Origin of the sequence: Microcoleus sp. CZ3-B2 (assembly GCF_036705055.1) — a bacterium.
Taxonomy (GTDB): domain Bacteria; phylum Cyanobacteriota; class Cyanobacteriia; order Cyanobacteriales; family Microcoleaceae; genus Microcoleus.
This window is the reverse complement of sequence record NZ_JAUBTN010000017.1, coordinates 52,856-65,704: the sequence shown is the minus strand read 5'-3', so window position 1 is coordinate 65,704 and position 12,849 is coordinate 52,856. Positions and strand designations below refer to the sequence as shown.

General features: G+C 43.6%; 13 protein-coding genes and 1 riboswitch. Of the genes, 4 read left to right on the top strand and 9 right to left on the bottom strand.

Annotation, left to right across the window (positions count from 1 at the left end; all coding sequences use genetic code 11):
* Window positions 1-357: 357 nt before the first annotated feature.
* On the top strand, window positions 358-3,087 hold the full coding sequence (locus QUA97_RS10425) for a right-handed parallel beta-helix repeat-containing protein (protein ID WP_194066243.1): 2,730 nt from the start codon (window positions 358-360) through the stop codon (window positions 3,085-3,087).
* 197 nt (window positions 3,088-3,284) lie between these two features.
* Here QUA97_RS10425 and QUA97_RS10420 read toward each other — a convergent pair whose 3' ends face one another.
* The 9 genes from QUA97_RS10420 to QUA97_RS10380 all read right to left on the bottom strand — a co-directional run bounded on the left by QUA97_RS10420 (window position 3,285) and on the right by QUA97_RS10380 (window position 10,702).
* Window positions 3,285-4,241: a DUF6282 family protein gene (locus tag QUA97_RS10420; RefSeq protein WP_194066242.1), complete on the bottom strand. Its 957-nt coding sequence runs from the start codon at window positions 4,239-4,241 to the stop codon at window positions 3,285-3,287.
* 59 nt (window positions 4,242-4,300) lie between these two features.
* Window positions 4,301-5,206 (bottom strand): alpha/beta fold hydrolase, encoded by a 906-nt coding sequence (locus tag QUA97_RS10415; protein ID WP_194066241.1) that lies wholly within the window; start codon window positions 5,204-5,206, stop codon window positions 4,301-4,303.
* A 14-nt stretch (window positions 5,207-5,220) separates the two neighbouring features.
* Window positions 5,221-5,667 carry a SufE family protein gene (locus QUA97_RS10410; RefSeq protein WP_194066240.1) on the bottom strand — a complete coding sequence of 149 codons (447 nt, stop codon included), beginning with the start codon at window positions 5,665-5,667 and terminating at the stop codon, window positions 5,221-5,223.
* Window positions 5,668-6,024: 357 nt separating this feature from the next.
* Window positions 6,025-6,219: a hypothetical protein gene (locus tag QUA97_RS10405; RefSeq protein ID WP_194066239.1), complete on the bottom strand. Its 195-nt coding sequence runs from the start codon at window positions 6,217-6,219 to the stop codon at window positions 6,025-6,027.
* Window positions 6,210-6,674 (bottom strand): hypothetical protein, encoded by a 465-nt coding sequence (locus QUA97_RS10400; RefSeq protein ID WP_228049776.1) that lies wholly within the window; start codon window positions 6,672-6,674, stop codon window positions 6,210-6,212. Before QUA97_RS10400 ends, QUA97_RS10405 begins: the two co-directional genes overlap by 10 nt.
* Window positions 6,675-6,753: 79 nt before the next feature.
* Window positions 6,754-7,194: a hypothetical protein gene (locus QUA97_RS10395; RefSeq protein ID WP_194066238.1), complete on the bottom strand. Its 441-nt coding sequence runs from the start codon at window positions 7,192-7,194 to the stop codon at window positions 6,754-6,756.
* Window positions 7,178-9,424: a 5-methyltetrahydropteroyltriglutamate--homocysteine S-methyltransferase gene (gene metE, locus QUA97_RS10390; RefSeq protein WP_333194561.1), complete on the bottom strand. Its 2,247-nt coding sequence runs from the start codon at window positions 9,422-9,424 to the stop codon at window positions 7,178-7,180. Before metE ends, QUA97_RS10395 begins: the two co-directional genes overlap by 17 nt.
* A 568-nt stretch (window positions 9,425-9,992) precedes the next feature.
* Window positions 9,993-10,139, bottom strand: a riboswitch (cobalamin riboswitch).
* A 244-nt stretch (window positions 10,140-10,383) separates the two neighbouring features.
* Entirely contained in the window at window positions 10,384-10,521 is a 138-nt protein-coding gene (locus tag QUA97_RS10385) for a hypothetical protein (protein ID WP_333194560.1), read from the bottom strand.
* Between the two features lie 34 nt (window positions 10,522-10,555).
* A complete protein-coding gene (locus tag QUA97_RS10380; RefSeq protein ID WP_194066235.1) occupies window positions 10,556-10,702 on the bottom strand; it encodes a hypothetical protein in 147 nt (48 codons plus the stop codon).
* A gap of 316 nt (window positions 10,703-11,018) precedes the next feature.
* On the opposite strand from QUA97_RS10380, the gene QUA97_RS10375 reads away from it, so the two are divergent.
* From QUA97_RS10375 to QUA97_RS10365, 3 genes are all read left to right on the top strand, one after another.
* Window positions 11,019-11,192, top strand: coding sequence for a hypothetical protein (locus QUA97_RS10375; RefSeq protein ID WP_228049775.1), 174 nt, complete (start codon window positions 11,019-11,021; stop codon window positions 11,190-11,192).
* Window positions 11,179-11,787 (top strand): adenylate/guanylate cyclase domain-containing protein, encoded by a 609-nt coding sequence (locus QUA97_RS10370; RefSeq protein WP_194066234.1) that lies wholly within the window; start codon window positions 11,179-11,181, stop codon window positions 11,785-11,787. Before QUA97_RS10375 ends, QUA97_RS10370 begins: the two co-directional genes overlap by 14 nt.
* Window positions 11,788-11,895: 108 nt before the next feature.
* Window positions 11,896-12,831: a spermidine synthase gene (locus tag QUA97_RS10365; protein WP_194066233.1), complete on the top strand. Its 936-nt coding sequence runs from the start codon at window positions 11,896-11,898 to the stop codon at window positions 12,829-12,831.
* Window positions 12,832-12,849: the final 18 nt, after the last annotated feature.

The window sequence follows — 12,849 nt, the reverse complement described above, 5'->3', positions numbered from 1 at the left end:
CCAATCTACTGTTGGAGGATTATGCCTTCGCTCCCCCGGTGACCCCGCATCGAAAAGGGGAGCGGAAAATATCAAAGTCAACCCCTACTCCCAGACTATCCGGGGGAGTATGGGGGTATGGAAGGGGGAGCGAGACGCGCGTATCAACGAGAAATACAAAGGTTTTTAGGGTTGACTGGACACCAATGCAACAGACATCTTACCTGTTGAATTTATGTAAATAAATATAAATTGCCGAGCCAAGTAAAAAAAAATGCGCGCAAGTTGTGATAGCTTTGAGCAAGAACAGGATTTGTGGATGTCCATTTTTTGGGCAAGCATCAGGGCAATTCAATTTATATAGATTAGATAAACCAAATGGAAGCATTACTTTTATTAATAGGATTTGGAGGCGGTGCATTAGTCTGCTGGCTAATTTTGAATAAGCGAAATTCACGAAATTTGGTGCGGATGCACGGCTCGCAGGAGGCTATATCGAAGTTAGCGTCGCAGTTGGATGCCAGAACTTCGGAATTGCGCCAAAAGACTGAGATGGAAAATCAGCTTAATTCTGAATTGTCTCAGTTGCAAAATCGCTTGGCAAGTGTGACTGGCGAGCAGGATTTATTAAATAATCAGGTGTCGGAATTGGAAGGGTTTATGGCCCAAATTGCTGAAGAGCGATCGCAAGTTGATGCTTTGATTGCTGATTTGCAGTTTCAGTTAGAAAGCGCAGGGCAAGCTCAGTCGCAGTTACCGGAATTGGCGGAACTTCAAAATCGGCTAGAAGTTGCGACTCTGGAGCGATCGCAACTTGTAGCTCAAATCCTGGAAATGCAAACAGAGCGAGAGGCGCTGGATGCAGAGATCGCTCTATTTCGCGATCGGCTGTCGGAATTTGACAGTCAGTTGGAAACAGCCAGTCAAGGCAAATTGCAGCTACAGTACCAGTTGTCGGAAATTCAAATTAAGTTCGAGCGCTCAATTCAAGAGCGGGAGCAACTGCATTCTCAACTGTCGAATTTGCAAGCTCAATTGGAAAGTGCAGAACAAGAACAGGAAATACTCAATTCTCAATTGGAAACCGCCCGCCAACAAGCAGAACAAACTCTATCTGAATTATTAGAGTTGGAAACACAGTTAGAAGCTGCCAATCGAGATAAAATGCAGTTAAACTCTCAATTGTCTGAGCTGCAAAATCAATCACAGACAGTTATTGGAGAGCGAGAACAACTGCTTTTGCAGTTGTCAGAATTGCAGGCTCAAGTAAATCCCAGCGAGGGAGATAACTCCCAACTTATATCTCAATTATCGGAACTGCAAGCTCAATTAGAAACTGCTAACACTGAGCAATCGCAGCTTGCGGCTCAACTCTCGGAATTCCAAAGTCAAATCGAGCAAGCAAACCAAAATCAAAATCAACTACAATCTCAAATATCCGAGTTAGAAACCCAGTTAGAAAGCGCGCATCAAATTCGCTCAGAATTAGAATCACAACTTGCGGCTCAACTCTCGGAGTTCCAAACTCAAGTCGAGCAAGCCAACCACAATCAAAATCACCAACAATCTCAGATATCTAAGTTAGAAACTCAGTTAGAAAGCGTGACTCAAATTCGCTCAGAATTGGAATCACAGCTGGCGGCTCAACAGTCGGAATTCCGAACTAAAATTGACACAGCCAACAAAAATCAAAATCAACTGCAATTTCAAATATCCGAGTTAAAAAGTCAGTTAGAAAGTGTGACTCAAATTCGCTCAGAATTGGAATCAAATCTGGCAGCTCAACAGTCGGAATTCCAAACTCAAGTCGAGCAAGCTAACCAAAACGAAAATCAACAGCAATCTCAGATATCCAAGTTAGAAACTCAGTTAGAAAGCGTAAGTCAAATTCGCTCAGCATTGGAATCACAGCTGGCGGCTCAACAGTTGGAATTTCAAACTCAAATTGACACGACCAACCAAAACCAAAATCAACTACAGTCTCAAATATCTGAGTTGGAAAGTCAGTTAGAAAGCGTAAGTCAAATTCGCTCAGAATTGGCATCTCAGATGGCAGCTCAACAGTTGGAATTTCAAACTCAAATTGACACAGCAAACCAAAATCAAAATCAACTACAATCTCAAATATCCGAGTTAGAAAGTCAGTTAGAAAGTGTGACTCAAATTCGCTCACGATTGGAATCTCAGTTAGACACTGCTAACAGAGAACGATCGCAACTTGATGCTCAACTCTCAGAACTTCAAAGTCAAATCGAGACAGCCAACGAGAATCAAGCTCAATTGCAACGTCAAGAATCTGAGTTAGAACCTCAGTTAGGAACAGTCAATCAAGAAAGCTTGGAGTTACAATCGCCAATTGTCGAAAAGGGCGATCGAGAAATTCCCAAGGCTGAATTAGCAGACAAAATTGAAAAATCCACCTCACAACCAATAGTTGATAAAAGTCAAGGCCTTATCGTTTGCCAAGAAGGTCAAGGCGATTATACTACTATTAGCGAAGCCGTAAAAAATGCGGCTTCGGGTACGCACATTTATGTACAGCCCGGTTTGTATCGAGAAAGTTTAATCATCGACAAATCTGTGGAAATTATCGGCAGCACAGAAGCGGGTAGCGTCACTGTGGAAAGCACCGACTCAAACTGCATTCAAATGCAAACCGATAGCGCTTTAGTCCGAGGTTTGACGCTGATAGCCACGGGGAAATATTATGCTGTAGATATTCGTAGAGGCGAGTTAATTTTAGAAGACAGCGATATCACTTCTGCCAACTATTCTGTGGTGGTAATTTGTGGCTCCGAGGCGAGTTCGGTAATCCGCCGCTGTCAAATTCACGATGCAATATGGAACGGGATTTTTATCTCGGATAATGGGAAAGCAACGGTGGAAGATTGCAATATTTATAATAACGGCAGTCTGGGAATCGGTGTCGGATTGGGAGGAAAATTGATCGTGCGCCGCTGTCGGATTAATAGCAATGAAGGTGAGGCGATTGTAGTTTACAGAGATGGCATTGCTACAGTAGATGATTGCGATTTAACGGGTAATGCTGGCGGTGCTTGGCGGATTGCAGATAACGGATACGTGCGCGGTAAAAATAATCAAGAATAGAAAAAGTCATTAGTCAGTTGGCAGTTGGCAGTTGGCAGTTGGTAGTTGGTAGTTGGTAGTTGGTAGTTGGCAGTTGGCGGTAGTCATTAGTCCTTAGTCCTTAGTCCTTAGTCCTTAGTCCTTAGTCATTAGTCAACAGTCAACAGCTAACAGCTAACAGTCAACAGCTAACAGTCAACAGCTAACAGCTAACAATTCTAAATCCCTAACAAGCGAGCGGGATTTTTTTTCATCATTAAATCAATTTCAGGTTGAGAAATGCCTTCATCCATCAACTTTTCTACAAATAATTTGTAACCTTCTGCAGGTAAAGGATCGGGTTTTCTTCCCAAATCTGTGCTCAGAACAAAATGCTCGGCTCCGATGAGTTTAATGGCTGTTACCATCTGATTAATGGAAACGTGATGCCAGTTTTTATGTCCGTCATCGGCGGCATTTTCTCCCATCAAATCGTTGACAAATGCTAATTCTAGAAACGCTCCCATCTGGGCTGCTGTTTGCATATTTTCTAGGGACAAACCGGGTACATCTGCCATTGCGTGGGTAATCAGGATGTTTTTAATGTTGAGAAGTCTGGCTTGCCGGACAACTGCCATAACTTCTGCTGAGGAAATGTGTCCGGTTTCCAATACTAAATTATCTCTAGCTACTATCTTGAGTACCGCTGCTGTTTCTGGTAAAAGTTTGCCGTTTTCTGCTACTTTAATCCCGATTCCCGATTTGTGAAAAACCTTTAAATGATGATTGGAATCAACGGTTGGCAGCCACACTACTTTACCGTATTTGCCGCCGATGCGGTGCATTGCTTCTACAGCTTGGGGATTAATCCCGCCTACGGAATGATTGAGAACAATTCCCCCGAAAACTTCGATTTGCGGTACAATTTTATTGACTAGAACTGCCCGTGCTGCGGTGCTGCCATAGTGATTTTTTAAGACAACTGCTTTCATGTGCGCGCTGGTGGCAAATTTAGCTACCTCAAAATCATCCAACCTGCGGGGAATCACATCAGGAGACGAATGGATGTGAAAGTCGATCGCACCTTCAATGATACTTTTTTGTGAGTCCATCGGCTGCAACTGTCCGACAGCATAAACTGGCAGACAAAACCAATAGCAAAAAATTAAAACTAACGTAAAAAAAATAGCCTGCATTCATCCCCTCTTTGCTTCTCTCCTCTGCGCCCTCAGCGTCCTCTGCGGTTCATTACCTCTTAAATAAAAGACTTAACCGCATTTGCCAAATCTTCTGCAAACTCTTCGTGCAGGCCCAAAGTTCCCGGAATAACTCGCGATTCCACTCCCGGTAATTGAGCTAATACTTCCATTTCCGCCTTTGATTTGGGCGGCGCTTTTTCCGCAACTACAACCATCACCGGTACTGTTAATCCTTGGAAGTTGGCGACAAATTCTTCCCGCGTTTTTGCCGGATCTAAACCTCCGGTGACAAAAGCCGCCGAACCAAATCTCGCGCCTGCTTGTTGAGTGACTTTCCGCTTATTTTGAATGAAATCCGCTGTGACTTTGGCGGCATCGGCGTAGACGTGGCGGCGGTACATCAAACTCAGGAATGACGGCGCAGTGTTCAGTTTGTACAGGAATTGACCGATTAAGGGCGATCGTACTAATTCTCTCACCATTCCGTGCCAACCCCTTTGCTGTTTGCTCATTGTCGGCAAAGGCCCGCGCCAAGTCGGTGCAGCTAACACAATCTTTGACCAAACATTCGGCTTTGATTGCGCTAATTGCATCGCATAACCCGCAGCGTGACCGGCCGCAACTACAGCCACAGGACTGTTAAAAACTGACTCTACAAAATCCTTCAAAAACTGATGGTATAATTGCGGTTCGTAGTCGGTGCGCGGGCGCGAAGATTCGCCGAAACCAGGCCAATCTACACTCAAAACTTGAAAATTTGGAGCTAACAACTCTGCTAAAGGACGCATTTCTTCCCGCGTTGAAACCGTACTGAAAGCCGGCAGTAACAATACGGGTTTTCCTTCTCCCCTGGTTTCGTAAATAACTTCAATCTGTGTTTCTTTCCAGTTCCAGAGATATTTCTGAACTGTCGCGGGATAGTTGCTAGAATTAGATTTGGTTAAATCGGCAGTCTGAATCATGGCTGTTTTTCCGGTTAGTTTGCTTCTGCTTGCGCGCTCAATTCGCAAGCCACTGCTTTATTTTTCATCATTTGAAAGATGTTATAAAATCCGTTAGCGCGGGAAGGTGTCAGGCTCACATTCAATCCCGTATCTTGAATAAAATCTGGGGTAATGCTAACTATTTCAGCAGGCGTTAATCCGCTCAAGCCTTCCACAAGCAAGCCAACTAATCCTTTGACTAACTGAGCGTCAGAATCGCCTTGATACAAAACTTTTCCGTCGGTCAAATTTGCGGTAATATAAACTTGCGATACGCAACCAGAAACTTTGTTTTCTGGGAGTTTATCGCTTTCGGTAAATGCTGGGAGTCGCTTTGCATACCACAGCAGTTGTTCGTAGCGCTGTTTCGGATCGGAGTGTCGCTGGAAGCGCTGGACGATTTTAGCTAGGGCTGCGGGTAGCGCGGTATTTGCGGACATGATTTCGAGTAGCGGTTGAATTTGCTGATCTTGTACATTCTATTGTACCAGTAGGGCGATCGATATAGTCCTGGACGCATCGATCGCCAGAAATCGGGTTTCTGACACCCGCGCACATCCAAGAAACCCGGTTTCTGCGATAATTTACGCATCCCCACCAAAATTGAGGAATAAACCGGGTTTCTGACACCCCGCGCACATCCAAGAAACCCGGTTTCTGCGATGCTGTTGTTAGTGTTTTGCGGTACTAAATTAGTAGCAAAAAAATCAAAAGCGACAGTATTTTTCGCTGTGAAAATAGCGCAACAGATTAGCTCAAAAACCCGGTTTCTTTGGTCTTGATGCGTCAGTCCTGAATTAGTCAGATCGTTCAGAGAGAGAATCCTGTTCAGGAAGATGCAGCTTTGCTATTTGCGATCGCACTATTGCTATTCGGACAAACAATGCACCGCTAGCCAAACCGATCGCAAACCGAAACCCCAACACTAAAAAACCCTCTAACTTGCGTTCGGCAACTGGTTCCATCCCAACTTTGTGTAGTATCAATTGCATCGTAGATTTTCTTCGTTCAAACGGGTGAACTGAGGTTGGAATTCTTCCCATTCTTTGCAGATTTGCTCGTAACATTGCGAGGGCGAAATCGGTAGATTTCGCAGATAAAAGAACGTGACTTCCCGACCGGATTCCAGCAGCAGAATGATGTCTTTACTAGGGTTATAGGTATCTGCAGCTTGCAAAATATGACCGTTCATGTGGTGATTTTGCAGGATAGCGGTGTCGGGAGCCAATAACCAAGCATTGAGAAAGGGAGCCAAACGACTGCGGGGAACAAAATGCGATTGGAATGTTTCACCAGTAACTCCCATCAATGGGTTATTAAGACTACAAATTACTGCGCCTCGTTCACCATTCAGATAGCCAACCCAAGCGTTATAGCCTAACACCAGCAGATTAGTTGCAATAAAGGATTGCTGCCAATCTTCGCTATTTGTTTCAGATGTCATCATGTATTAAATATCCAGTATCAAGTTATCAACCTATGCGAAATATGAATCGAGTTTAATTTAGGCATTAAGATCGGAATTTTTACGGTATCAAACTTGGTTGAAATTCCTCCCAGCGCCTACAGACTTGTTCGTGGCAATCGGCAGGAGAAATGGCTAGTTTCCTTAATAGATTTACCTCTGTTTGACGACCAAATTTCAGCAATAGCAGAATATCTTGCTCTGGATTGTACTTCACAGTTGCTGCTATCACAGATGGAATATTCGATGAGTCAACGGATAGCGATCCCAGATAAAATTGCATCAAATTCACAGGAATAAACTGAATTTGAAAAGGAATTGATTCGAGGCTTGTCATTGTAGAATCAAGAACTTGAGTATCTACATCACAGACCACAACACCCCGCCCGAAAAACTCAAATCCCTTCCATGCTGTATAACCAATAACCAGCAAATTGGTATGAATAAATCCCTGTTGCCAATAGCCAAAATTTCCTTGCCAAACGCTATTTTCCGGTCGCATTTACTTCCTCCCGCAGGATTTTGGCAGCTTCCACCATATTTTTTAGCGCCGGAATTACTTCTTCCCAACGTCGTGTTTTCAAGCCACAATCGGGATTTACCCAAATTTGTTGAGTTGGTAGATTAGCAATGCCAGTTCGCAGTTGTTGCAAAATCTGTTCCGTCGTTGGCACCACTGGACTGTGGATGTCATACACGCCATTACCTACTTGATAGGTGTAACCTGCGGCGGTTATTTCATGCAGCGTTTGGTTATTGCTGCGGCTATTTTCAATCGAAATTACATCGGCATCTAACCGTTCAATATCTTTGATGATATCGCCAAATTCGCAGTAGCACATATGCGTGTGAATTTGAGTTTGAGGATGAGCGCTTGCGGTAGCCAGAAGAAACGCATCTACAGCCCAAGACAGGTATTGATTCCAGTTTTCTACTTTCAGAGGTAAGCCTTCGCGCAATGCTGGTTCATCTACTTGAATTACTTGCGCTCCTGCTGCTTCTAAATCTGCTATTTCATCCCGCAAGGCCAAAGCTATTTGAAATGCTTGTACTTGTCTGGAAATATCGGTGCGCGGATATGACCAATTTAAAATTGTTACGGGAGCTGTTAGCATTCCCTTAACGGGTTTTTGCGTCAATGATTGCGCTACTTTGAACTCGCGCACAGTCATTGGATCAGTGCGAACAACATCACCGTAAATAATCGGCGGACGCACGTAACGGCTGCCATAGCTTTGTACCCAGCCATTTGCCGTGAAGGCGAATCCATCCAACTGTTGTCCGAAATATTCCACCATATCGGTGCGTTCAAATTCGCCATGCACCAACACATCTAGCCCAATTTCTTCTTGGATTTTAATGCTATCGGCAATTTGAACGTCGATCGCAGCTTGATAGTTTTCTTGACTCAATTCACCCTTTTTGTAGCGCAGCCGCAGTTTTCGCACTTCCGGGGTTTGAGGAAACGAGCCGATCGTTGTGGTGGGAAAAATGGGCAGAGAAATCTGTTTCGACAACCGCAAGCCGTAGGATAATTTGCGTTGAAAGTCATTGGTTGTCAGGCTGTTCAGACGTTCCTGCACGGCAATATTGGTAGGGCTAAACTCCTCGAAGGTTGTCCAGGCATTGCTAATTTTAGCGCGATCGCTTCCAGTCTCTTCTCCGGCTAAACTGCGTGCCAAAAACTTCACAGCTTGCAGTTTTTGTTCGGCAAAACTCAACACGTTGCGGAGAGGTTCTGGCAACTTTGTTTCCCGTGCGGCATCGTAGGGAACAAACTGCAACGATGCCGACGGCTGAATTACAATATCGGGCGTAATTTGCTGAATCTCTTGCAGCACTGGCAGCACTTGTTCGGGACGAATTTGCCAAATATTGCGAGCATCTACAATTCCCACACCCAATCGTTTATCAGCCGGAAATCCCTGTTCTTTAAGCAATTTCAAATTGCATCCGCGAGTAAAGTCTAAGCTAATTTTAGCAACTGGTAACTGTATCACCCAAGGATAGGTATCTCCTAAATCATCAAAGTAAGTAACTAAATCGATGGGAAGTTTAATTTCAGCTAAGGAACTATAGGTTGACTCAAAGGCTTCTTTGAATTGGCCAGCATCACCCAGAACTAAGGCAGGTTCGTGAATTTGTACTTCAGAAATACCCAAGTTTTTTAAGGCTTTCAGCAACGCCAGATAACGCTCTCGTAATCTTGAAATTGCTTCATTTAAGGGTATGTCAAACCGACTTAATCGCAATAAAGTAATGGGGCCTAAAACAATAGGAATTACTTTTTCGCCTAATAAAGTTTGAGCGCGATTAACCGTTTCGAGAAAGTCGCTAAAATCAGCAGGCTGCCATTCTGAGGGAATTTCTGGCACCAGGTAGTGATAGTTGGTGTCGAACCATTTAGTCATTTCTAGTGCAGGTATCCCTTCTTTGCCCCGCGCCATTGCAAAGTAGCGATCTAAACCTGATAAATCCCGAAAGCGATCGGGGATTAACCCCAGGCGAACTGTCCAATCCAGAACACTATCGTAGAGGGTAGTATCGCCAACACCGATGCGATCTATACCTGTTTTTAGCTGTATTTGCCAGTTTTCTATTTCTACTTTTCTGACTGTTTGTAATAAATTATTGGCATCTAATTTGCTACTCCAAAATGCTTCTAGTGCGATTTTAACTTCGCGATTTTTACCAATGCGAGGATATCCAATTGTTGCAGTTGAAATTGACATGATTTTTCTCTCTTAAGTATGGGTTTCAATAGCATCATCAGTACAAATAGCGATATTACAAAGAGCGATCGCAATTGATATCCTGTCCGATTGGTTCGTAGTACGGACTGAAGTCCGCACTACAAAAGGTTTTTGTGATGGTAATGAACCGGACATTAGATGACTGAATTTTTACTATTGATATTTGCTGAATGATCGAGTTGAGTCTTTGATATTCCATAGAAACTCTGTCGGAAACTAAGGGGTATCCGATGCAGAATTTTCTACAGCAATGTCATCAGAATGTAATGTGACGCCTCAAAGGTGAAATCGTCTGAATATCTAACATCGCTATCACAAAGCTGTTAGAAATTACAGCAGGCAAAACCCCGCGCAATATTTCTTGCGTCTAAAACTAGATAATGCTGTTGAGGCTAACTTTTTTAACTCGTTATGTTGCTCTAGAAACCAATTGCACCAAAGGTTTCTCACGGGTTAAGGAGCATAATAGCCGATCGCGCAGCATCTGGTGAAAAACAATCGAATCGAAAACAAAATACTGAAGACATCCGTACCTCGCAGATGGGTTAATAGAACGATACAATCGGCGGGCATCCTGACTAAGAAGCTACTCTACGCTTCATCACAGTTGCGGGACAGCGCCGGGTTTGCACCGAACTTTCCCCCTTTCGTCTAGTGGCTGATCTCCACCAGAACCGATTAGGTCATACCATAGCACATTTTCCAAAATATGCAACCCCTAAGATCGGGTCGGGCGATCGAATATCATCAATAATCTTGAACACCTGCGCGATTTGAAACCGGGTTTTTCATCAAAATCCTTCGTTGCAGCCAGCAAATCAGGCCCAAACCCGGTTTCTTTGGTGTCGATGCGTAAGTCCGGCTCGAAATCATTTTCCTGCATCTTTAAGATTATAAATTAACGGCAGAATGGGATTCCCGCAACCAAATCCTGGAAGTCAAAATCCTGAAAGATGCACCGCCAAAATATTATCAGCGCCTGGTTTTTTCAAATGTTTAATTTTCTCACTTCCACCGTTTAAAAATATGTTTCGTTTGAGTCTTGCGAAGTTAGGATGAGTCGCTGCTAAGCTCATCAATATTTAAATTGTATTTCAACAAATAATCAAATTATTGCAGGGTGGAAGGCGATCGCCTCAAGTCAAGTCCAAGGGCGGCAAACGGCGCAACTATCGCCGGGAATTGACCCAAAACTGACAGTCGCAGCCAAACTAGCAGCGCCGCTGCATCGCTTTCTTCTGCCGTAAAATCCAGCATCGCCACCTCTTCGTCACCAAGCCGCTAAGCTGTTGTGCATCCCAATTGTGTATGGTGAGGGGGAGAGGGGGAGACGGAGAGAGGGGCTATTCGGCTTCGCGAGGAGGTAAAGAGGGGGAGAAGATTTTTGTTTGATCTATAGTCAAAATATACAATGTTTATTTGCACAACAGCTTACCAACAACTTCTCCGTTGAAAATTTGCTGCAGCAGCTTTTCCGGGAAGGCGATCGCAAATTCATCCAATGCGGGTAAAATAATTTCAGCAATGATAACTCACAGCAGCGAACGAGTTCACCTAAAAAACCAGGTGGGGAGTGATAAGTACAGTTTTAGTGGTGGAAAATTCCCACAGCCAGCGAGAGTGCATTTCACATCAGTTGAGATGCAACGAATTGAACGTAATTCAGGCAGATCGCGGCTTGGAAGCGCTGAATAAAATTGAGAAAAGTTACCCAAATTTAGTATTATTAGCTAATGAAAACAAATAACCGCAGTTATTTAAAAAAATTGCTGCAAGAAAGAAACGAACACCCCGAAAGAATGGCAGAAATTGATGAAAAAATTAATGCCACATTCCGCCAAACCCACGCAATTTTAGTAATGGATATGTCGGGGTTTTCGCGAACCACTGTCCGCTACGGAATCATCCACTTTCTGGCAATGATTCACCGGATGCACGGAATTGTCAAGCCCGTAATTTCGGAATATAGCGGCATTGTTGTTAAAGAAGAAGCCGACAATATTTTTGCAGTATTTCCCGATGTGAAATCGGCTGTTGAAGCTGCAATTGACTGTCTGAAACAAACGGGGGCTGTAAACACAACTCTGCCGCCGGAAATGGATATTTACCTCTGCATTGGAATTGGCTACGGTGACATTTTGATGCTAGAAGGAGAGGATATGTACGGATCTGAATTCAATCTAGCATCCAAGCTGGGAGAGGATTTGGCGGAACGGGGAGAGATTTTGCTCACCTCCGCAGCGTTTGAAAATTTGGAAGGCGAGAAGGAAGATTGGGAAAGAGTTGATTTTTCGATTTCTGGTTTGGAGTTAGTGACTTACAAGCGCGTACAGCCTGCTTAATCAAACTCAAGAAACCGGATTTTTTGCTGAATCTACGGGCGGTGAAGCAGAATTTTCTCCAAAAACCCGGTTTCTGACTGCCGCTGTGTGCCATAAAATTTGAAATTAATGATTGACCAACAAAAAAACTGGCAAACTCTCAATTTAGCGAATATTCAACAGCGGCTGGCTTGGGTACAACAACAGCCGGATGGAGTTATTTTTTGTCAAGAGTCGGGAGTTCACTATGTTACAGTTAATAAAGATAAAAATAAAATAAAATTCTCTTTGGTAGAGAAAGTGAATTTGCATACAGATTTGTTGCAATCTGTCATCGACCTCAACAATCCCCTGCATTTAGTTTCTGAATATACCCAAGCGATGATGTTGGGTTTAGTTTGGCAAAATCAACCCCAAAAAGTCTATATAGCTGGGTTTGGCGGTGCCAGAATTCCGTTAATCCTGCACCATTATTTGCCGGAAACTGTTATAGAATGTGCTGATGTAGACCCGATCGCGATTTCAGCAGCCACAAAGTGTTTTGGAGTGCAGTTTGACAGCCGACTCAGCGTCACAATCCAAGATGGGAGAGAATATCTAGAACAGAAAAATCCCGATATTAAGTACGATATCATCATGACCGACGTGTTTTGTGGCAACGGTTACTCTTCGCACCGGCTGGCTACCAAAGAATTTTATCAACTCTGCCAAAAACACTTGTCAAGCGCCGGAGTTGTGCTGGTAAATCTGCTGCAAAGAGATGAGTTTTATGCCGAAAAGGTGAAGACTTTTCAAAGCGTGTTTTCTCAGGTATGCGTGTCTCCTTGGAAGGATATTAATAGCGTTTTAATTGGGAGTAACAGCCCTAGTTTAGAGAAAAGCGAGATTGTTTCCAGAGCAAAATATTTGCAAGATGGGCATGAATTTTCATTTTCCTTAATCGATAGGGCGCTTGATATTAGAGTAGGTAGAGAATTGGCGGAATCTATAGCTAATTTAGATCAAGCTCAAATTTTGCATGACGATTCGCCGCCTGTTGGTTATTTTGATTCTTGGTTATTTTGATGGCATAAAAATTAAGGT

What these genes read in the sequence shown, in the direction of transcription:
- QUA97_RS10425 (WP_194066243.1), top strand. Translation starts at nt 358, where the DNA reads ATGGAAGCATTACTTTTATTAATAGGATTTGGAGGCGGTGCATTAGTC.
- QUA97_RS10420 (WP_194066242.1), bottom strand. Translation starts at nt 4,241, where the DNA reads ATGCAGGCTATTTTTTTTACGTTAGTTTTAATTTTTTGCTATTGGTTT.
- QUA97_RS10415 (WP_194066241.1), bottom strand. Translation starts at nt 5,206, where the DNA reads ATGATTCAGACTGCCGATTTAACCAAATCTAATTCTAGCAACTATCCC.
- QUA97_RS10410 (WP_194066240.1), bottom strand. Translation starts at nt 5,667, where the DNA reads ATGTCCGCAAATACCGCGCTACCCGCAGCCCTAGCTAAAATCGTCCAG.
- QUA97_RS10405 (WP_194066239.1), bottom strand. Translation starts at nt 6,219, where the DNA reads ATGCAATTGATACTACACAAAGTTGGGATGGAACCAGTTGCCGAACGC.
- QUA97_RS10400 (WP_228049776.1), bottom strand. Translation starts at nt 6,674, where the DNA reads ATGATGACATCTGAAACAAATAGCGAAGATTGGCAGCAATCCTTTATT.
- QUA97_RS10395 (WP_194066238.1), bottom strand. Translation starts at nt 7,194, where the DNA reads ATGCGACCGGAAAATAGCGTTTGGCAAGGAAATTTTGGCTATTGGCAA.
- metE (WP_333194561.1), bottom strand. Translation starts at nt 9,424, where the DNA reads ATGTCAATTTCAACTGCAACAATTGGATATCCTCGCATTGGTAAAAAT.
- QUA97_RS10385 (WP_333194560.1), bottom strand. Translation starts at nt 10,521, where the DNA reads ATGAGCTTAGCAGCGACTCATCCTAACTTCGCAAGACTCAAACGAAAC.
- QUA97_RS10380 (WP_194066235.1), bottom strand. Translation starts at nt 10,702, where the DNA reads ATGCTGGATTTTACGGCAGAAGAAAGCGATGCAGCGGCGCTGCTAGTT.
- QUA97_RS10370 (WP_194066234.1), top strand. Translation starts at nt 11,179, where the DNA reads ATGAAAACAAATAACCGCAGTTATTTAAAAAAATTGCTGCAAGAAAGA.
- QUA97_RS10365 (WP_194066233.1), top strand. Translation starts at nt 11,896, where the DNA reads ATGATTGACCAACAAAAAAACTGGCAAACTCTCAATTTAGCGAATATT.